This window comes from Paraburkholderia phymatum STM815, from assembly GCF_000020045.1.
Classification (GTDB): Bacteria; Pseudomonadota; Gammaproteobacteria; order Burkholderiales; family Burkholderiaceae; genus Paraburkholderia; species Paraburkholderia phymatum.
This window is the reverse complement of record NC_010622.1, coordinates 1,839,940-1,857,982: the sequence shown is the minus strand read 5'-3', so window position 1 is coordinate 1,857,982 and position 18,043 is coordinate 1,839,940. Positions and strand designations below refer to the sequence as shown.

Genomic DNA, 18,043 nt, shown 5'->3' with positions numbered 1-18,043 from the left:
CCGCATGTGCTGCCGGGCGGCGCCCGGTCGGCACGACGCATTCAGCTGCACAAACGGCGCTTCGGCGCGAACCAGTCAAATCAGGACATCGCATGGCCCAACAAAAGACCAATCCGAAACTCGAGCAGGCGCTGACGCGCGGGGATCTCGCCATTCGTCAGGCCAACTCGGCGCGTGCAACGGCCGTGCTGCGAGCATTGGGCAAGATGATCGTCGATGCATCGGCGACGATCGGCGTCGAGGCGCACACGTCGATTCCCGACGGCGATCGCATTTATGATCCCGTCGAAGGCTTGTGGCCGCAGGCGTTGCTGGTTTCGCTCGATGGCCCCGTCGAGGAAGCCGATCCGGAAGAGCTGCGCACGGTGCGCCTGCGTTCGGACGATCCCGGCACGATGTTTCGCGTGGAATGGCATCGTGCGGACGGCAAGATCGGACGCCAGGAAGGCGGCCCGTTCGCGACGGTCGAGTTTATTTCGGACGTCGATGTGCCCTGGTCCGACGACGAAGAGTGATCTGAAAGGATCTGCCCGAGGGCGCCGCCGTGCAGCACAGACTGCGCTGCGGCGCCCTTAGCGCATCATGCGCCGGCGAAGCAGCACCGCCGACACGCAGAACGGCACCACCACATAGGTGGCAAGCACGGCCACATGCAGCGCGGCGTCGTCGATCGGACGGTCGAGCATGGCCGGCCGGATCAGATCGACGGCATGCACGAGCGGCAGCAGTTGCGCCGCGATCTGCGCGGCGCGCGGCAATTGTGACAGCGGGAAGAAGACGCCCGAGAGTAGCAGCATCGGTGTGAGCACCAGCGTCTGGTAGAACATGAAGAAATCGTACGAGGGCGCGAGCGCCGTCACGATCATCGCGGTGCTGGCGAACGCGAGACCCGCCAGCACGATGACGGGCAGTGCGATCAGCATCGACGGAAAGCTCGCATAGCCGAGCGCGCCCGCCACCAGCATGATCGCGACGCCCGACAGCACGGCCTTGCTGCCCGCCCACACGACTTCCCCCAGCACGATGTCGCCGAGCGTGAGCGGCGTGTGCATGATCGCCTCCCACGTGCGCTGGACGTGCATCCGCGAAAAGCCGGAATACATCGACTCGAAGCTCGCCGACATCATCACGCTCGAGGCCACCGTGCCCGCCGCGAGGAACGAGATGTACGACACGCCGTCGACATGCCCGACCATCAGCCCCAGGCCGAAGCCCAGCCCGAACAGATAGATCATCGGATCGGCGAGATTGCCGAACATCGATGCGAGCGCGAGCTTGCGCCACACCAGATAGTTGCGCCGCCAGACGGCCATCCAGTTGACGGCGTTCGCGGGCAGCGCGGCGAAGCGCTCGCGCATCGACGCGTGATGGTCGGGGGAATCGTAGGTGCGTGCGTCCATTTTGCGTGGTCGGTTGTGTGGCGGATTTTGTGCGTGGGTCGCCTCAGTCCTGCATTTCGCGGCCGGTCAGCCGCAGAAAGACGTCTTCGAGATTGGCCGGGCGGTGCAGATAACGCAGCCCCGCGCGCTGCTTGAGCAGCGCATGAATGGGCTGTGGATCGTCGACATAGCAGAAGAGCGTCTCGCCGCTGATCTCGGTGCGTACGGAGAGCGGCGCCAGTTCGTCGCGCAGCGTCGCCGGGTCCGGGCCATACACTTCGATCACGTCGCAGCCGATTTCCGACGCGATCAGTTCGTTCGGCGCGCCTTCCGCAATCTTGCGACCTTCCTCGATCACACACAGCCGGTGACACAGACGCTCTGCTTCTTCCATGAAGTGCGTGGTCAGCAGGATCGTCTTGCCGCGTGCGAGCAGCGAGCGCAGCCGTTCCCAGATCAGATGACGCGCTTGCGGATCAAGGCCCGTGGTCGGCTCGTCCATGATGAGCACGTCCGGATCGTTGATGAGTGCGCGGGCGAGCGTGAGGCGTCGCTTCATGCCGCCCGACAGCTCGCCGACGCGCGCCTCGGCCTTGCTCTCGAGCCGAGCGAATTCGAGCAGCGTCGGCACCATCGCCCGGCATTGCGCGGCGGACAGACCGAAGTAGCGGCCGAACACGAGCAGGTTTTCGCGGACCGTGAAGTCGGGATCGAGATTGTCGAACTGCGGCACGACACCGACGCGCGCCCGCGCGAAACGCGAGCGGCCCGGAATCGGTTCGCCGCACAGGCGGATGCTGCCCGCATCGGGCGCTGCGATGCCCAGCAGCATGCGCAGTGTGGTCGTCTTGCCTGCGCCGTTGGGACCGAGCAGCCCAAAGCATTCGCCTGCGCGCACATGAAACGACAGGCCGTCGACGACGATTTTCTCGCCATAGTGCTTTTCGACCTGATGGAATTCGATAGCAGCTTCAGACATACGAGACGGACGCTCCCTGAATGTGTGCGTGGCCATGCACCGGATGCGGCAATGCGTGCGGCGGCTGCCTATTTTAGGGCATCGGCCCTGTCCCGTTCGGTGCGCACAAGGCGCAGGCCGGCGCATAGCGTGCACGATCTTGCGGCGCGTCATGCCCGACTGCTCGGTCCACCGCACTTAGCGTTTTCCAGCCCTTGCATGTGGAATTGCGGCGCACCATGATGCAAGTAAGACCGCGATGGTCGCGGGGAGGGTAAGGACATGGCGAGCTACAACAAGATTCTGCTGTGCTACGACGGCTCGCGCGAAGGCCGCAAGGCATTGCGTTGCGGTGCGAATCTGGCGATGGATCTGGGCGCGGAAACGCATTTGTTATCGGTCGTCGACATGCGATCGAGCATCGCGCAAAGCGCGGGCCTACTGACGGACGTTGCTTGCGGCAGCTTCGAGAAGACCGCGCGCGAGATCCTGCAGGAAGGCGTCGACTGGCTCACTGAGCGCGGCGTGAAGGCGACGGGGCATTTCGCGTTCGGTCACCCGATCGACGAGATCGCGTCGCTGGCGAGCGAGCTGCACGTCGATCTCGTCGTGGTCGGGCATCGCTGCCGCACGGGCTTGTCACGCTGGTGGATGGGGGCGGGCAACACGCCGTTGCTGGACCGTGTGTCATGCAGCATTCTGGTCGCATGTTCATCGGCTGCCGAAGAGGAGCAAGCGGCAGCGTGATGCACCGGCGTTGCGTCCACGCGTGCGTCAGCCGTTCAGATCGACGGCTGACAGCTTCCACATAAACAGTCCGTCGCGACGGAAGATCGCCGAATAGCGCGTGTCGCCGACGCCGTGCTGATAGCTCACGACGAACTCATTGATGCCGCGGTAGCCAGCCGTCGTTTGGGGCGGCTGTGGCGGCGTCGTGCCGTTGGCGTTCGCCGCGCCTGAGCCGGGCACAGGCGCGGGCTTTACATTCCCGGCGGACGTGCCCGTCGCGTTGCCGGCCGGCGAGGCGGGCGGCGGAGACGGGCGCTCGCCCGGCTCGCCGCGCGGCGGCATGCCGTTGAGCAGCGCGGCGACGCCATCGGGTGTCGCATAGGCATCGACGAGCGGGCCAATCAACGCGACACCGATCATCGCGCCGATCGCGGCAAGTGGATTGCCGTTGTGCTGTACGTCGAGCCGGCGCGTCAGCAGCCCAGTGACCTGCTGCTTGAGACTGCCGCGCAGCGCGGGATAGTCGACGTATTCATTGACCGTTTCGACGTCGCGCGAATCCGCGGCGCGTTTGAGCCGGTCGAGCGCTACGTACGGCGACGCGTATGCATAGCCCAGCGCGGCTACGACGACGATCGCGACCAGCGCGATCAATACCGACCGGCCAACCGCGCCTCTCATACGAATCAGGCCTGCCATTGTGCGGGACACTCCGTTTTCAGTCTCGATCTGATGTGGACCCGATCGGCGCCGAAACGATCCCGCGAAGATTGCAAGCAGGCGTTACGCCGCTTGCTTTGCCAACCGGTCGCCTTGCTCGGCAATTGCGCGATCGATCATGTTGCACACCGCGCCGACGGTGCCGACCATGATGAGGCGCGAGGGGCCGTGATAGACGCGCACGGGCGCGCGCCGCGCGGGCTCCGCGTTCAGCGCAGAGTTCAGCGATACGCGCGCGAACGCCGGCTGCGCGGACGGCAACGGTTGCGGCTCGTCGTCGAACAGCGATGCCGTACGATCCGCGACGTTCGACGCAAGCGCCGTCAGCGAACCGCACGGGACGAGGTTGCGCAGATGGCGCAGACGACCGAACTGGCGAAAGGGCAGCAAGCGGGCAAAGCGTTCCATGAGTCTCTCCAGACAGTGTTCAGCTAATTAGAATTCCGACGGCCGGATCAGACCGACCGCGATGCCTTCGAGCGCGAACTCCGCACTGCCGGCCTGAACAAAAATATTCTCGTAATCGGGGTTCTCGGCGATCAGCTCGAGCCCATCAGGCCGCCGCTTCAGACGCTTCACGGTCACGTCGTCGCCCAGACGCGCAACGATGATCTGGCCGTCTTTCGCTTCGCTCTTTTTCTGCACGGCGAGCAGGTCGCCGTCGAAGATGCCCGCGTCGCGCATCGACAGGCCGCGCACCTTCAACAGGTAGTCGGGCTTGCTCGAGAACAGCGACGGGTCGCACATATACGTTTGCGAGATATGTTCTTGCGCGAGGATCGGACTGCCCGCGGCCACACGGCCGACGAGCGGCAGCGACAACTGCATGATGCTCGCGTGCGGCAGCGTGAACTGATGCGGCAAGTCGTCCTGACCGGCGATGAGCCGGATGCCGCGCGACGCGCCCGCTGCCAGTTCGATGACACCTTTGCGCGCCAGCGCCCGCAGATGCTCTTCCGCCGAGTTGGCCGAACTGAAGCCGAGTTCGGCCGCGATCTCGGCCCGCGTGGGCGGGAAGCCCGTGCGCTCGATGGCGCGGCGGATCAGATCGAAAACCTGTTGCTGACGTGCGGTAAGTTTGGTCATGGCGCCACTGTATGGATAGACAGGTGCCTGTATTTTTATACAGTATCCGGCGCATTTCAAGCTTTACTTTAAGTTCTTGGCTGTGCGGTGCGCGAGGACGGAAATCGGTTCTTTACCACTATTGCGTATTAAAAAATGAAGAAACATTATTTTTAATGATGTAAGCCGTTGGATAGACTGGCTCTCACTGATGCAGCAACGACGCACACACAGCAGCAGAGCCGCTTCTCGCTTGCCCAGCAGCGAATCGCGGTAATTAGCGGAAAACACGCAGTCACACCAACAAGACGGAGAAGGTCGATGGGTATTCGGAATACGGGGTTCGCACGAGCAGGGAAAGCCAGGCGGCTGGTCGCGGTGCTCGCACTGGGCGTCGCGTCGGCACTCGGGATGGTCGCGCAAGCGCGCGCCGATACCACGCTGCTGAACGTCTCCTACGATCCGACCCGCGAGCTGTATCAGGACGTCAATCAGGCGTTCGGCAAGGCGTGGAAGGCGAAGACGGGCGAGGCGGTGACCTTCAAGCAGTCGCACGGCGGCTCGGGTGCGCAGGCGCGCTCCGTGATCGACGGCCTGCAGGCGGATGTCGTGACGCTCGCGCTGGCTTATGACGTCGATGCGCTCTCGAACAAGGGCTTGATCGAGCGGAACTGGCAAAAGCGTTTGCCCGACAACGCGTCACCGTACACGTCGACGATCGTGTTTCTGGTGCGCAAGGGCAACCCGAAGCACATCAAGGATTGGGACGATCTGGTGAAGCCGGGCGTGTCGATCGTCACGCCGAATCCGAAGACCTCGGGCGGCGCGCGCTGGAACTATCTGGCGGCGTGGGCGTATGCAGCGCATCTGCCGGGCGGCAACGACCAGAAGGCGAAGGAGTTCGTTTCGAAGCTGTACAAGAACGCAGGCGTGCTCGACTCCGGGGCGCGCGGCGCGACGACGAGCTTCGTGCAGCGCGGGATCGGCGACGTGCTGATCGCATGGGAAAACGAAGCGTTTCTGTCGATCAAGGAGTTCGGCCCGGACAAGTTCGAGATCGTGGTGCCGTCGGCGAGCATTCTGGCCGAGCCGCCCGTCGCCGTGGTCGACAAAGTGGTGGACAAGCACGGCACGCGCAAGCTCGCCGAAGCGTACCTGAACTTCCTCTACAGCGAGGAGGGCCAGGAGATCGCGGCGAAGAACTTCTACCGGCCGCGCTCGAACAAGGTGCCCGTCGCGCTGACCGGGAAGTTTCCGAAGCTGAAGTTGTACACGGTCGACGACGCGTTCGGCGGCTGGGCGAATGCGCAGAAGACGCACTTTGCCGACGGCGGCGTGTTCGATTCGATTTACCAGCCGCAGTGACGTCGAACCGCGGCGAAGTTTGAGCAAGGCGCGCCCTCGGGCGCGCTTTCGGCAATGTGCCTATGGCACATGCCTAACCTGAAAGAGCCTTTCGCATGACGACGTTGACCTTTCGCAAGCCGAGCGCGATACCCGGTTTCGGCGTGACGCTCGGCATCACCGTGGCGTATCTGAGCCTCGTGGTGCTGATTCCGCTCGCAGCCACTTTCCTCAAGACGGCGACCCTCGACTGGAGCCAGTTCGTGCGCGCCGTCACGTCGCCGCGTGTGCTGGCGTCGTACCGGCTGACGTTCTTCGCGGCACTCGGCGGCGCGTTGATCAATGCGGTGTTCGGCTTTCTGGTCGCGTGGGTGCTGGTGCGCTATCGCTTCCCGTTCAAGCGGATCGTCGATGCCGTCGTCGATCTGCCGTTCGCGCTGCCGACTTCCGTGGCGGGCATTTCGCTCGCGGCGATCTATTCAGGCAACGGCTGGATCGGCCAGTTTCTCGAACCGCTCGGCATCAAGATCGCCTTCACTCCGGCGGGCGTGCTGGTCGCGCTGACCTTTATCGGCTTGCCGTTCGTCGTGCGGACGGTGCAGCCCGTGCTCGAGGAGTTCGAGCGCGAGCAGGAAGAGGCGGCCGCGTGCCTCGGCGCGTCGCGCTGGCTGACATTCCGCCGCGTCGTTCTGCCTGCCGTGTTTCCCGCGCTGCTGACGGGCTTCGCGCTGGCGTTCGCGCGCGCGCTGGGTGAATATGGCTCGGTGATCTTCATCGCCGGCAATGTGCCGATGAAGTCCGAGATCACGTCGCTGCTCATCATCACGAAGCTCGAGCAATACGACTATGCGGGCGCAACGGCGCTCGCCGTGGTGATGCTGGTGGTGTCGTTCGTGATGCTGCTGTTGATCAACACGCTGCAGTGGTATCTGCAGCGGCGCACGAGCCGCGGGCGCACCGCGCCCACTGTTGCGCCTTCGACAGCCGTCGCCGCAACGGGAGGTGTGCAGTGAGCCAGGATTCCGCTGTGCTGTCGCGTCCGGCGCCGAATAACGCGAATGCCGCGCGCCGTCCCGATCCCGTCACCGAGCCGCGTGCTGTCCGCTGGGTCCTGACGATCATCGCGTTGCTGTTCCTCGCGCTGTTTCTGGTGCTGCCGCTCGTCGCCGTGTTCTATCAGGCGTTGAGCAAGGGCATTGCGTTCTACTTCGAGTCGCTTGCCGATCCCGATGCGGTGTCCGCGATCAAGCTCACGCTGCTGACGGCCGCGATCGCCGTGCCGCTCAATCTCGTGTTCGGACTCGCGGCGTCGTGGTGTATCGCGAAGTTCGAGTTTCGCGGCAAGGCCTTGCTGACGACGCTGATCGACTTGCCGTTTTCGGTGTCGCCCGTGATCTCCGGCCTGATCTACGTGCTGATGTTCGGCGCGCAGGGCTGGTTCGGGCCGTGGCTTGCCGATCACAACGTGCAGATCATCTTCGCGGTGCCGGGTATCGTGCTCGCGACCATCTTCGTCACGTTCCCGTTCGTTGCCCGAGAACTGATTCCGCTGATGCAGGCGCAAGGCAATGACGAGGAAGAAGCCGCGCACGTGCTCGGCGCATCGGGCTGGCAGATCTTCCGGCGCGTCACGCTGCCGAACGTCAAGTGGGGTCTGCTGTATGGCGTGATTCTCTGCAACGCGCGTGCGATGGGCGAGTTCGGCGCGGTGTCGGTGGTGTCGGGCCACATTCGCGGGCAGACGGACACGATGCCCCTGCACGTCGAGATTCTCTACAACGAATATAACTTTTCGGCGGCCTTCGCCGTGGCGTCGGTGCTCGCGTTGCTGGCACTCGTCACGCTCGGCCTGAAGCTGCTGGCCGAGCGCCACATGTCGGCGGAACTGGCGAGTGCGAACGATGTGCCTGCGCATGCCGGTCCCGGTTCACATTCCGCTGCACATTCCGCTGCACAGCCGGCCGCACATTCGCCTGAGGGTGCGACCCAGCACGCGGCACAACCGGTTCAGTAAGGAGAGTTGTCAAAGATGGGCATTACCGTACGCAATCTGCAAAAACGCTTTGGCGACTTCACCGCCCTCGACAACGTCTCGCTCGATTTTCCACCGGGCGAGCTGGTCGCGTTGCTCGGGCCGTCCGGTTGTGGCAAGACCACGTTGCTGCGCGTGATCGCGGGCCTCGAATATGCCGATGCCGGCCAAGTCGTGCTGCAGGGCCAGGACGTCGCGGAAGTGGGTGCGCGCGAGCGCAATGTCGGCTTCGTGTTCCAGCACTACGCACTGTTCCGTCACATGACCGTGTTCGAGAACGTCGCGTTCGGTCTGCGCGTGAAGCCGCGCAAGGAGCGTCCGTCCGAAGCCCTGATCCGCGAGAAGGTGCATGAACTGCTCAAGCTCGTGCAGCTCGACTGGCTCGCGCAACGCTACCCGTCGGAGCTGTCGGGCGGTCAGCGTCAGCGCATCGCGCTGGCGCGTGCGCTCGCCGTCGAGCCGAAGGTGCTGCTGCTCGACGAGCCGTTCGGCGCGCTCGACGCGAAGGTGCGCAAGGAGCTGCGCAGCTGGCTGCGGCGTCTGCACGACGATCTGCATATCTCGACGATCTTCGTCACGCATGACCAGGAAGAGGCGCTCGAAGTCGCGGACCGCATCGTCGTGCTGAATCACGGGCATGTCGAACAGGTGGGCAGTCCGCAGGACGTGTACGACCATCCGCAGACCTCGTTCGTCTACGAGTTTCTCGGCGCGGCGAACCGCCTGCACGGCAGTGTCGACAGCAACGGCTTCGTCGTCGATGGCGCGGCGCAACCGATCACGATCGAAGCGAACTTCCGGGGCCGGGCGTTCGCCTACGTGCGTCCGCACGATCTCGTGCTGTATCCGCAGGCGTCCGGGCATCGCGACGGAATCGTCGTCGGCGTGCGGCGCGTGGTGCCGCTCGGCGGGTCGGTGCGCGTCGAGCTCGAAGGACACGAAGGGCACGTGCTCGAAGCGGAACTGGATCGCGAAGCATGGCGGGAACTGCAGTTGAACGTCGGCGACGGCGTGACGGCCGTGCCGCGTGCATTGCGCGTGTTTCCGGCACATTGAGCGGCACAATGAGCGGCACAATGAGCGGCACATTGAGCCGCACACCGTGCGCATTTCGAACCAGGCATTGAACAATAAACTGACTTCGGACGAACCGGAGACATCGATATGAATTTTCAGCAGTTGCGCTTCGTGCGCGAAGCCGTGCGGCAGAACATGAACCTGACGGAAGTCGCGAACGTGCTGTACACGTCGCAGTCGGGTGTGTCGAAGCAGATCAAGGATCTCGAGGACGAGCTGGGCGTCGATATTTTCATTCGACGCGGCAAGCGCCTGACGGGGCTCACTGAGCCGGGCAAGGCCGTGCATCAGTTGATCGAGCGCATGCTGCTCGACGCCGAGAACCTGCGCCGCGTCGCGCGCCAGTATGCGGACCAGGACAACGGCCACCTCGTCGTCGCGACGACGCACACGCAGGCGCGCTATGCGTTGCCGAAGGTGGTGCGCCAGTTCACCGAGGTCTATCCGAAGGTGCATCTCGCGCTGCGCCAGGGCAACCCGCAGCAGATCGCGCAGATGATCATCAACGGCGAGGCGGACATCGGTATTTCGACGGAAGCGCTCGACCGCTATCCCGACATCGTGACGTTCCCTTGCTATTCGTGGCATCACGTTGTGGTCGTGCCGAAGGGGCATCCGCTCGTGGGCCGCGTGAACCTGTCGCTCGAAGAGATCGCCGAGTACCCGATCGTCACATACGACCAGGACTTCACGGGCCGCTCGCATATCGACTCGGCGTTCGCGAAGGCGGGTGCGCTGCCCGACGTCGTGCTGACGGCCATCGATGCCGATGTGATCAAGACCTACGTCGAACTCGGCATGGGCATCGGCATCGTCGCGGCGATGGCATTCGATCCGAAGCGCGACACGGAACTCGTCGCACTGGATACGCAGCATCTGTTCGAAGCGAGCACGACGCGTGTCGGCTTGCGCAAGGGCGCGTTTCTGCGCGCGTATGCGTACCGTCTCATCGAAATGTTCGCACCGCAACTCCACGAAGCGGATATCGCGAGCCAGCTGCGCGAAGCAGCCTGACTGCGCATCGAGTCAACGCGTGCCGCGCGACAGGCTCGCGTTTTTATCGATGGCGGCGACGTGTGCTTCGCTTACAATCGCCGCCATGAATACTTCCACTCTTACCTCTGCATCGCGGGCGCTCCCGCGCATTGCCGTGCTCGCTACGGGCGGCACGATCGCGGGCGCGGCGCCCGACGCGACCAATACATCCGGCTATCAGGCAGGCGTCGTCGGCGTCGGGCAACTGCTGGCCGCCGTGCCGTCGCTGGCATCGGTGGCGAACGTTCAGGCCGAACAGGTCGCGAGCGTCGACAGCAAGGACATGGCCCTCGCGCTATGGGTCACGCTCGCGCAACGCGTCAATACGTTGCTGGATCGCGACGAGATCGACGGCATCGTCATCACGCACGGCACCGACACGCTCGAAGAAACCGCCTATCTGCTGCATCTGACCGTGAAGAGCGACAAGCCCGTCGTGCTGACAGCTGCGATGCGGCCATCGTCGGCGCTTTCCGCGGACGGTCCGCTGAATCTGCTCAACGCGGTGACCGTCGCGGGCAAGGACGAAGCCAGAGGGCAGGGCGTGCTGGTCGCGTTCAACAACCGGATTCATAGCGCCCGCGATGTCGTGAAGACGAGCACCTATGCCGTCGATGCCTTTCATTCGCCGGAAATCGGTGCGCTCGGTTGGGTGCAGGATGGCCGCGTCGAATTTCAGCGCGGCGTTGTGCGGCCGCATACGAATGCGTCACCGTTTGCGATCGGTTCCGTTGCGTCGGCATGGCCCCTGGTGGAGATCGTCGGCAGCTATGCGGGTGCGTCGCGTGTCGCCGTCGATGCGCTCGTGGCTGCCGGCGTGAAGGGCATCGTCGTCGCCGGGACGGGCAACGGTTCCATCCACGCGACGGTCCAGACCGCGCTCGCGGAAGCAGCGGCGAAGGGTGTGGCGATCGTGCGCTCATCGCGTGTCGGCTCAGGGCATGTAATGCGCAACGGCGCGGCCTCTGACGATGCGCTCGGCTTCATCACGGCGGGTGCGCTCAATCCGTACAAGGCGCGTGTGTTGCTGATGCTTGCGCTCGCATCGGGACAGGCGACGCCGGTAGCATTGCAGCAGGTCTTCGATACGTACTAGTTCTTTCCGCTCGAAAGGCGGCGCGCCCGCGACCAGTCCCGCCGGATATATCGATTGTTCCTGTCTCCCTGAAGACCCGGATGCCTGTATCGCGCGTCGCGCAGTGCAGGCATTCGTCCTGTCGTTTGTTTCAACATCGTCTATAACAGTCATCAGCCAGACGACTGGAGCCGTGCGCTTTGCATCGGGTCAGGCAAACTCCAGATCGCATTGCATGAGGTTTCCGTTGTTCTGCACGGCCGGTCAAGCGTTCGCCGCAGCCTTCACGTTCATGTTTTCGCCGTTGTTGCAGGACCAACGAACCGCATCAGAACGCCAGGAAACATCCGATGAACGCATTCTTGAAGCGCGTGCCGCTTGCCGTCAGCGCGGCGCTCGCGATGTTTTCCGCGGCACAGGCCGCGCAGGACAATGTGCAGACGTTGTCGAGCTTGAAGACGACGCGCAACAGCAAACCGGCCCAGACGGTGCCTCAGACGGGCGCGCGTGCGGATGCGCTGCGCGAGAACCTGAGGGCGATCAAGCTGCCGCCGGGCTTCAGGATCGAACTCTACGCCGTCGTGCCGGAGGCGCGTGCGATGGCGGTGGCGCCGTCTACTGGGGTGGTGTTCGTGGGCACGCGCGGGGATCGCGTGTGGCGGGTGACGGACCGAACCAGGCGGCGGGTCGCTGACGAGGTCGTGCAATTCGCGAGTTCCGTCGCGTTCAAGGTGCCCAATGCCGTGTGCTTTTCACCGGACGGCGTGCTGTATGTCGTCGAACAGAATCGCGTGCTGGCTTTTCCTGCCGCGCAGTACCTCGGCGAGGGCGGCCGGGACGTGGCCGCGAACGTTGTGGTGCCGCAGGGCAAGCTGATTCCGACGCAGTTCGAGAGCCTCAGTCATGGCGCGCACTATTGCCGCGTCGGCCCCGACCAGAAGTTGTATATCGCGCTGGGTCAGCCCTGGAACGTGCCGCCCAAATACAAGCTCGCTGAACTCGACCGCAACGGTCTGGCGGGCATCATACGCCTCGATCGGAACGGGAAGAACCGCGAAGTGTTTTCGCACGGCGTGCGCAATTCGGTGGGCCTCGATTTCAATCCAAAGGACAAGACGCTGTGGTTCACCGACAACCAGGTGGACGGCATGGGCGACGACATCCCCCCGGGCGAACTGAATCACGCAACCAGAGCGGGTGCGAACTACGGCTTCCCGTGGTATGGCGGCGGCAAGGTGCGCACGCAGGAGTACAGGAACGAAACGCCGCCGGCGGGCGTCGTGTTTCCGGCCGTCGAGTACGCGGCGCATGCGGCCGATCTCGGTATGTCGTTCTATACGGGGACGATGTTTCCGCAGAAGTACCGGGGCGGTATTTTCGATGCCGAGCATGGCTCGTGGAATCGCACGAAGCCGATCGGCGCCCGCGTCATGTTCACAGCGGTCAAGGATGATGGCTCTGTCGGTGAGACAGAGGTGTTTGCTGAAGGGTGGCTCACGCCGACAGGAGAGTACACGGGACGACCCGTCGACGTTCAGCAACTGCAGGATGGGTCGTTGTTGGTATCCGACGATTATGCTGGTGCTGTGTATCGGATTTCTTACGCGAAATGAAGCGATGAAATTTGCGACTGGCGTCGCAGACGAGAAACCAAACCAACCCAAATCCGACAGCAGGACACCCGACGATGACGTCTGACCGACCAAGGCTTCCCCGGCATCGCCGGGTGCCGCTGCGGACCCCACTTGTCGCTCTCAGCCCAGAGCGACATGATTTGCCCGATCCGATGCGTGCCGCGCGCCGGACCAGGCGCCCCACCTGCGCGCCGCCGTGAACCCGTCACGGCGGCGTTCGTTTCGTCAAGCAGCCTTCTGATCGGCCGCCGGCGCCTGCGCCACTTCGAAATTCGCCATGATTTCAAGCGCGCGCACCATCGCCGAGTGATCCCACGCCTTGCCGCCGTTCGCCGCGCACACGCTGAACAACTGCTGCGCGCTCGCCGTATGGGGCAGTGCGATGCCGAGCTTGCGTGCGCCGTCAAGTGCGAGGTTCAGATCCTTCTGGTGCAACTCGATTCGGAAGCCCGGGTTGAACGTGCGCTTCGTCATGCGCTCGCCATGCACTTCGAGAATGCGCGACGATGCGAAGCCACCCATCAATGCCTTGCGTACGCGCTCCGGATCGGCACCCGAGCGTGCCGCGAAGAGCAGCGCTTCGGCGACAGCCTCGATGTTCAGCGCGACGATGATCTGGTTCGCGACCTTGCACGTCTGGCCCGCACCGTTCTCGCCGATCAGCGAAATGTTCTTCCCCATCAGCTCGAACAACGGCTTGGCGAGATCGAACGACTTCTGCGGGCCGCCGACCATGATTGTCAGCGTCGCATCCCGTGCGCCGATCTCACCGCCGGAAACTGGCGCGTCGAGATAGTCGCAGCCCAGTTCGTTGATTTTCTTTGCGAACGCCTGCGTGTCGAGCGGCGAGATCGAGCTCATGTCGATCACGAGCTTGCCCTTCGTCAGGCCCTTCGCGACGCCGTCATCGGCGAACAGCACGTTCGCGACGTCGGGCGTGTCGGGAACCATGATCACGACGATGTCGGCGGCCTGCGCGACAGCCGTCGAATCGGCAACGACCGTCGTCGTCCGGGCGAGATCTTCCGGCACGGGATACGCGCCATTCACGACCAGCGCGTGGCCGCCCTTGATGAGGTTGCGCGCCATGTGCGCGCCCATGATGCCGAGGCCGATGAAACCGATCTTTGCCATTGGGTAAGTCTCCAGTGAATGAGGTTCGAAATGTGCTCGTGTGCGATGCCGCCGGGTTCAGCGGGCCGCGTCAGGCCGATGCATGCGCGCGCTTCACACCCGCGATGCTTTCCAGCCAGCCGAGGCCTTCGGACGTCGTCGTGCGCGGCTTGTACTCGCAGCCGACGTAGCCCTGGTAGCCGAGCGAATCGAGCAGATCGAACAGGAACGGATAGTTGATTTCGCCCGTGCCCGGTTCGTTGCGGCCCGGGTTGTCGGCGAGCTGGATGTGCGCGATCTGCGCGAAGTGCTTCTTGATCGTCGCAGCGAGTTCGCCTTCCATCCGTTGCATGTGATAGATGTCGTATTGCAGGAACAGGTTGTCGGATCCGACGGCCTGAATCACGTCCAGTCCTTCCGACGAACGGTTCAGCGCGAAGCCCGGAATGTCGTACGAGTTGCACGGTTCGACCAGCAGCCGGATGCCTTCTTTCTTCAGCGCGGCAGCGGCGAAGCGCAGGTTGTCGACGATCGTCGCGCGAGCCTTGTCGGCCTCGACGTTCTTTGGAATGCCGACAAGGCAGTTCAATTGCGGCACCTTCAGTGCCTTTGCGTATTCGATCGCGCGGCCGACGCCTTCCTGGAACTCGCTCACGCGATCCGGCAGCGACGCGATACCGCGCTCGCCCGCTTCCCAGTTGCCGGCGGGCAGGTTGTGCAGCACCAGCTTCAGCTTGTTCTGCTCGAGGCGCTCCGACAGGTCGGCGATCTGATACGGGTAGGGGAACAGAAATTCGACGGCATCGAAGCCCGCATCGGCAGCGGCAGCAAAGCGGTCGAGGAACGGGACTTCGTTGAACAGCATCGTGAGATTCGCGGCAAATTTCGGCATGTTGCTTTTTCTCTCTGGTCGGTCAAATTGAACGGCGTGAACAGCGTGACGCGGACGAATGCGCTTCGTGCGAAGCGCACCCATCCCGGTGAAGCGGATACGGCGGAGATCAGTCGAGCAGCGTGACTGCGCTCGGTGCATCGGCGCGCGTGATGGCGAGCTCTTCGAACTCGTTGATCGCGTCGATCTCGGTGCCCATCGAAATGTTCGTCACACGCTCGAGGATCACTTCGACGATCACGGGCACGTTGAACTCGGAGAGCATCGACTGCGCCTTTTGCAGTGCGGGCTGGATGTCTTCCGGCTTGAACACGCGGATCGCCTTGCAGCCGAGCCCTTCCGCCACTGCCACGTGATCGACGCCATAACCTTCGACTTCCGGTGCGTTGATGTTGTCGAACGCGAGCTGCACGCAGTAGTCCATGTCGAACGCGCGCTGTGCCTGGCGGATCAGGCCCAGATACGAGTTGTTCACGACGACATGCACGTACGGCAGCTTGAACTGTGCGCCCACGGCCAGTTCTTCGATCATGAACTGGAAGTCGTAGTCGCCCGACAGCGCGACGATGGGGCGCTGCGGATCGGCAGCACGCACGCCGAGCGCGGCCGGAATCGTCCAGCCGAGCGGGCCTGCCTGGCCGCAGTTGATCCAGTTGCGCGCCTTGAACACGTGCAGGAACTGCGCGGCAGCGATCTGCGACAGGCCGATCGTGCTCACGTAGCATGTATCGCGGCCGAACACCTTGTTCATTTCTTCGTACACGCGCTGCGGCTTGATCGGCACGTTTTCGAAGTGCGTCTTGCGCTGCAGCGTGCGCTTGCGAGCCTGGCATTCCTCGACCCATGCGCTGCGGTCCTTCAGCTTGCCAGCCGCCTTCCATTCCTGCGCAACTTCAATGAACAGTTCGATCGCGGCCTTCGCGTCGGACACGATGCCGAGATCCGGACCGAACACACGGCCGATCTGTGTCGGTTCGATATCGACGTGCACGAACTTGCGGCCCTTCGTATAGACCTCGACGCTGCCCGTGTGCCGGTTCGCCCAGCGATTACCGATGCCGAGCACGAAGTCGGACGCGAGCATCGTCGCGTTGCCGTAACGATGTGACGTCTGCAGGCCGACCATGCCCGCCATCAGCGGGTGATCGTCGGGAATCGCGCCCCACGACATCAGCGTCGGGATCACGGGCACGCCGATCGTTTCGGCAAACCGCACGAGCAGGTCTTCAGCGGCAGCGTTGAGCACGCCGCCGCCGGAGACGATCAACGGCTTCGCCGAATCGTTGAGCAGCGTGAGCGCCGCTTCGATCTGCTTGCGCGTCGCTTTCGGCTTGTAGACGGGCAGCGGTTCGTAGGTGTCGATGTCGAATTCGATTTCGGCGAGTTGCACGTCGATGGGCAGGTCGACCAGCACGGGGCCAGGGCGGCCCGAGCGCATCAGATGGAAGGCCTGCTGGAACACGCGCGGCACGAGGGCCGGCTCGCGAACCGTGACGGCCCACTTCGTGACGGGCTTCGCGATCGATTCGATATCGACAGCCTGGAAGTCTTCCTTGTACAGGCGCGCGCGCGGCGCCTGGCCCGTGATCGCAAGAATCGGGATCGAATCGGCGGAAGCGGAGTAGAGGCCCGTGATCATGTCGGTGCCCGCAGGGCCCGACGTGCCAATGCACACCCCAATATTGCCCGGCGCAGCACGCGTGTAGCCTTCGGCCATGTGCGACGCCCCTTCGACATGGCGTGCGAGCACGTGGCTGATGTTGCCCGCCTTGCGCATGGCCGAGTAGAACGGGTTGATGGCGGCGCCGGGAACGCCGAAAGCCGTGTCGATGCCTTCTTTTTCGAGCACGAGCACCGCTGCGTCGACGGCTCTCATCTTGGCCATGAATGTCTCCTGGAAGTCTGTAAAGCGGATGGGTGTTGGACAGACTTTAAGACTGCATCTAAGGTTTGATAAGATGATCCACGGTCGCTTATTTCAAAACAAAAAGTATGGAATACGCGCGCCGCGCGGCTTTGCACGCCGCCGCCGGCAGCGACGGCAAGCCGCTACAGGCCGAGGAGACAAGGATGGACCGCTTCAAGCAGATCGAAACGTTCGTGCGCGTCGCCGACGCGGGCAGCCTTGCGGCGGCGGCGCTCGAAGAGGGCGTGTCGCCCGTGATCCTCGGGCGCCGGATCGACGCACTCGAAAAGCGTCTCGGCGTCAAGCTGATGTACCGCTCGACGCGGCGCCTCGTCGTGAGCGAAGAAGGCGCGGCGTTTCTCGAACGCTGCCGCGGGCTGCTCAGTGAATGGGATCAGGCGGAAAACGAATTGATGGCGGGACGGCGCTCGGTGAGCGGACATCTGATCGTGTCGGCGCCCGCCGCATTCGGGCGCAAGCACGTCGCGCCGCTCGCGCCGGAGTTCCTGAAGGACAAGCCGGAACTGCAGGTGTCGTTCAATTTGACCGACCGCGTGGTCGATCTGGTGCGCGAGGGCTACGACCTGTCGATCCGGATCGGCGGCGCTGTCGATCCGAACTTCGTCGCGGTGAAGCTCGCGACCAACCGGCGCGTGGTGTGCGGCACCCCCGAATATTTCCGCAAGCACGGCAAGCCGAAGACGCTCGAAGACCTGCCAAATCACAACTGCTTCGCGTTCAACCTGCAAGGCGGGCAGAACCGCGGCTGGTATTTCCGCCGCAACGGCAAGCTGACGACGGTGCGCGTAAGCGGCACGCTCGATTGCAACGACGGCGAACTGCTGCACCGGTGGGTGTCGGAGGGGCTCGGGCTCGGCTGGCGCTCGACCTGGGAAATCGATCAGCAGCTCGTGCGCGGCGAGCTCGAAACGGTCCTCGACGAATACGCGCTGCCCGACTACGACATCCTCGCCGTGTATCCGCAGCAGCGCTATGTGCCCGCGAAAGTGCGCTATTTCATCGATTATCTGAAAGAGGTCTATGCGCGAAAGGATTATTGGGCGAATGCGTCATGAGCGGTTGA

18 protein-coding genes are annotated in these 18,043 nt (G+C 63.6%); 10 read left to right on the top strand and 8 right to left on the bottom strand.

Annotated features, from left to right (window positions below):
* Nucleotides 1–92: 92 nt before the first annotated feature.
* The gene (locus BPHY_RS08335; RefSeq protein ID WP_012401028.1) at nucleotides 93–515 is read left to right on the top strand and encodes a hypothetical protein; all 423 of its coding nucleotides are present in this window, start codon (nucleotides 93–95) and stop codon (nucleotides 513–515) included.
* A 57-nt stretch (nucleotides 516–572) separates the two neighbouring features.
* Here BPHY_RS08335 and BPHY_RS08330 read toward each other — a convergent pair whose 3' ends face one another.
* Complete coding sequence (locus tag BPHY_RS08330) at nucleotides 573–1,400, bottom strand: ABC transporter permease (protein WP_012401027.1); 828 nt, start codon at nucleotides 1,398–1,400, stop codon at nucleotides 573–575.
* A gap of 43 nt (nucleotides 1,401–1,443) precedes the next feature.
* Nucleotides 1,444–2,358, bottom strand: a complete 915-nt coding sequence (nodI, locus tag BPHY_RS08325; protein ID WP_012401026.1) for a nodulation factor ABC transporter ATP-binding protein NodI — start codon at nucleotides 2,356–2,358, stop codon at nucleotides 1,444–1,446.
* 261 nt (nucleotides 2,359–2,619) lie between these two features.
* Here nodI and BPHY_RS08320 point away from each other — a divergent pair, with 261 nt between their 5' ends.
* Nucleotides 2,620–3,084, top strand: coding sequence for a universal stress protein (locus BPHY_RS08320; protein WP_012401025.1), 465 nt, complete (start codon nucleotides 2,620–2,622; stop codon nucleotides 3,082–3,084).
* 27 nt (nucleotides 3,085–3,111) lie between these two features.
* Here BPHY_RS08320 and BPHY_RS08315 read toward each other — a convergent pair whose 3' ends face one another.
* From BPHY_RS08315 to lexA, 3 genes are all read right to left on the bottom strand, one after another.
* On the bottom strand, nucleotides 3,112–3,765 hold the full coding sequence (locus BPHY_RS08315) for a DUF2939 domain-containing protein (RefSeq protein ID WP_012401024.1): 654 nt from the start codon (nucleotides 3,763–3,765) through the stop codon (nucleotides 3,112–3,114).
* 84 nt (nucleotides 3,766–3,849) lie between these two features.
* Nucleotides 3,850–4,194 carry a hypothetical protein gene (locus BPHY_RS08310; protein WP_012401023.1) on the bottom strand — a complete coding sequence of 115 codons (345 nt, stop codon included), beginning with the start codon at nucleotides 4,192–4,194 and terminating at the stop codon, nucleotides 3,850–3,852.
* 27 nt (nucleotides 4,195–4,221) lie between these two features.
* Nucleotides 4,222–4,872, bottom strand: coding sequence for a transcriptional repressor LexA (gene lexA / locus BPHY_RS08305; protein WP_012401022.1), 651 nt, complete (start codon nucleotides 4,870–4,872; stop codon nucleotides 4,222–4,224).
* Nucleotides 4,873–5,172: 300 nt separating this feature from the next.
* On the opposite strand from lexA, the gene BPHY_RS08300 reads away from it, so the two are divergent.
* From BPHY_RS08300 to BPHY_RS08270, 7 genes are all read left to right on the top strand, one after another.
* Nucleotides 5,173–6,216 carry a sulfate ABC transporter substrate-binding protein gene (locus BPHY_RS08300; protein ID WP_012401021.1) on the top strand — a complete coding sequence of 348 codons (1,044 nt, stop codon included), beginning with the start codon at nucleotides 5,173–5,175 and terminating at the stop codon, nucleotides 6,214–6,216.
* 95 nt (nucleotides 6,217–6,311) lie between these two features.
* Nucleotides 6,312–7,208 carry a sulfate ABC transporter permease subunit CysT gene (gene cysT, locus BPHY_RS08295; RefSeq protein ID WP_012401020.1) on the top strand — a complete coding sequence of 299 codons (897 nt, stop codon included), beginning with the start codon at nucleotides 6,312–6,314 and terminating at the stop codon, nucleotides 7,206–7,208.
* A complete protein-coding gene (gene cysW, locus BPHY_RS08290) occupies nucleotides 7,205–8,209 on the top strand; it encodes a sulfate ABC transporter permease subunit CysW (protein WP_012401019.1) in 1,005 nt (334 codons plus the stop codon). The genes cysT and cysW overlap by 4 nt, the downstream gene beginning before the upstream one ends.
* A 15-nt stretch (nucleotides 8,210–8,224) precedes the next feature.
* A complete protein-coding gene (locus BPHY_RS08285) occupies nucleotides 8,225–9,283 on the top strand; it encodes a sulfate/molybdate ABC transporter ATP-binding protein (protein WP_012401018.1) in 1,059 nt (352 codons plus the stop codon).
* Between the two features lie 108 nt (nucleotides 9,284–9,391).
* A complete protein-coding gene (locus BPHY_RS08280) occupies nucleotides 9,392–10,318 on the top strand; it encodes a CysB family HTH-type transcriptional regulator (RefSeq protein ID WP_012401017.1) in 927 nt (308 codons plus the stop codon).
* A gap of 49 nt (nucleotides 10,319–10,367) precedes the next feature.
* Nucleotides 10,368–11,435, top strand: a complete 1,068-nt coding sequence (locus tag BPHY_RS08275) for a type II asparaginase (RefSeq protein WP_012401016.1) — start codon at nucleotides 10,368–10,370, stop codon at nucleotides 11,433–11,435.
* Between the two features lie 329 nt (nucleotides 11,436–11,764).
* The gene (locus BPHY_RS08270; protein ID WP_012401015.1) at nucleotides 11,765–13,027 is read left to right on the top strand and encodes a PQQ-dependent sugar dehydrogenase; all 1,263 of its coding nucleotides are present in this window, start codon (nucleotides 11,765–11,767) and stop codon (nucleotides 13,025–13,027) included.
* Between the two features lie 246 nt (nucleotides 13,028–13,273).
* Here BPHY_RS08270 and BPHY_RS08265 read toward each other — a convergent pair whose 3' ends face one another.
* The 3 genes from BPHY_RS08265 to gcl form a co-directional block, all read right to left on the bottom strand.
* On the bottom strand, nucleotides 13,274–14,182 hold the full coding sequence (locus BPHY_RS08265) for a 2-hydroxy-3-oxopropionate reductase (RefSeq protein WP_012401014.1): 909 nt from the start codon (nucleotides 14,180–14,182) through the stop codon (nucleotides 13,274–13,276).
* Nucleotides 14,183–14,252: 70 nt separating this feature from the next.
* Nucleotides 14,253–15,053: a 2-oxo-tetronate isomerase gene (otnI, locus tag BPHY_RS08260; protein ID WP_012401013.1), complete on the bottom strand. Its 801-nt coding sequence runs from the start codon at nucleotides 15,051–15,053 to the stop codon at nucleotides 14,253–14,255.
* 109 nt (nucleotides 15,054–15,162) lie between these two features.
* A complete protein-coding gene (gene gcl / locus BPHY_RS08255; protein ID WP_012401012.1) occupies nucleotides 15,163–16,938 on the bottom strand; it encodes a glyoxylate carboligase in 1,776 nt (591 codons plus the stop codon).
* A gap of 185 nt (nucleotides 16,939–17,123) precedes the next feature.
* Between gcl and BPHY_RS08250 the strand changes: the two genes are divergently transcribed.
* Nucleotides 17,124–18,035, top strand: a complete 912-nt coding sequence (locus BPHY_RS08250; RefSeq protein ID WP_012401011.1) for a LysR family transcriptional regulator — start codon at nucleotides 17,124–17,126, stop codon at nucleotides 18,033–18,035.
* The last annotated feature ends 8 nt before the right edge of the window (nucleotides 18,036–18,043 follow it).

Coding starts and splice junctions, on each gene's coding strand:
- BPHY_RS08250 (WP_012401011.1), top strand. CDS start 17,124: ATGGACCGCTTCAAGCAGATCGAAACGTTCGTGCGCGTCGCCGACGCG.
- BPHY_RS08275 (WP_012401016.1), top strand. CDS start 10,368: ATGGCGGCGACGTGTGCTTCGCTTACAATCGCCGCCATGAATACTTCC.
- cysT (WP_012401020.1), top strand. CDS start 6,312: ATGACGACGTTGACCTTTCGCAAGCCGAGCGCGATACCCGGTTTCGGC.
- otnI (WP_012401013.1), bottom strand. CDS start 15,053: ATGCCGAAATTTGCCGCGAATCTCACGATGCTGTTCAACGAAGTCCCG.
- lexA (WP_012401022.1), bottom strand. CDS start 4,872: ATGACCAAACTTACCGCACGTCAGCAACAGGTTTTCGATCTGATCCGC.
- BPHY_RS08330 (WP_012401027.1), bottom strand. CDS start 1,400: ATGGACGCACGCACCTACGATTCCCCCGACCATCACGCGTCGATGCGC.
- BPHY_RS08280 (WP_012401017.1), top strand. CDS start 9,392: ATGAATTTTCAGCAGTTGCGCTTCGTGCGCGAAGCCGTGCGGCAGAAC.
- BPHY_RS08285 (WP_012401018.1), top strand. CDS start 8,225: ATGGGCATTACCGTACGCAATCTGCAAAAACGCTTTGGCGACTTCACC.
- BPHY_RS08300 (WP_012401021.1), top strand. CDS start 5,173: ATGGGTATTCGGAATACGGGGTTCGCACGAGCAGGGAAAGCCAGGCGG.
- BPHY_RS08270 (WP_012401015.1), top strand. CDS start 11,765: ATGAACGCATTCTTGAAGCGCGTGCCGCTTGCCGTCAGCGCGGCGCTC.
- BPHY_RS08335 (WP_012401028.1), top strand. CDS start 93: ATGGCCCAACAAAAGACCAATCCGAAACTCGAGCAGGCGCTGACGCGC.
- BPHY_RS08320 (WP_012401025.1), top strand. CDS start 2,620: ATGGCGAGCTACAACAAGATTCTGCTGTGCTACGACGGCTCGCGCGAA.
- BPHY_RS08265 (WP_012401014.1), bottom strand. CDS start 14,182: ATGGCAAAGATCGGTTTCATCGGCCTCGGCATCATGGGCGCGCACATG.
- BPHY_RS08310 (WP_012401023.1), bottom strand. CDS start 4,194: ATGGAACGCTTTGCCCGCTTGCTGCCCTTTCGCCAGTTCGGTCGTCTG.
- BPHY_RS08315 (WP_012401024.1), bottom strand. CDS start 3,765: ATGGCAGGCCTGATTCGTATGAGAGGCGCGGTTGGCCGGTCGGTATTG.
- gcl (WP_012401012.1), bottom strand. CDS start 16,938: ATGGCCAAGATGAGAGCCGTCGACGCAGCGGTGCTCGTGCTCGAAAAA.
- nodI (WP_012401026.1), bottom strand. CDS start 2,358: ATGTCTGAAGCTGCTATCGAATTCCATCAGGTCGAAAAGCACTATGGC.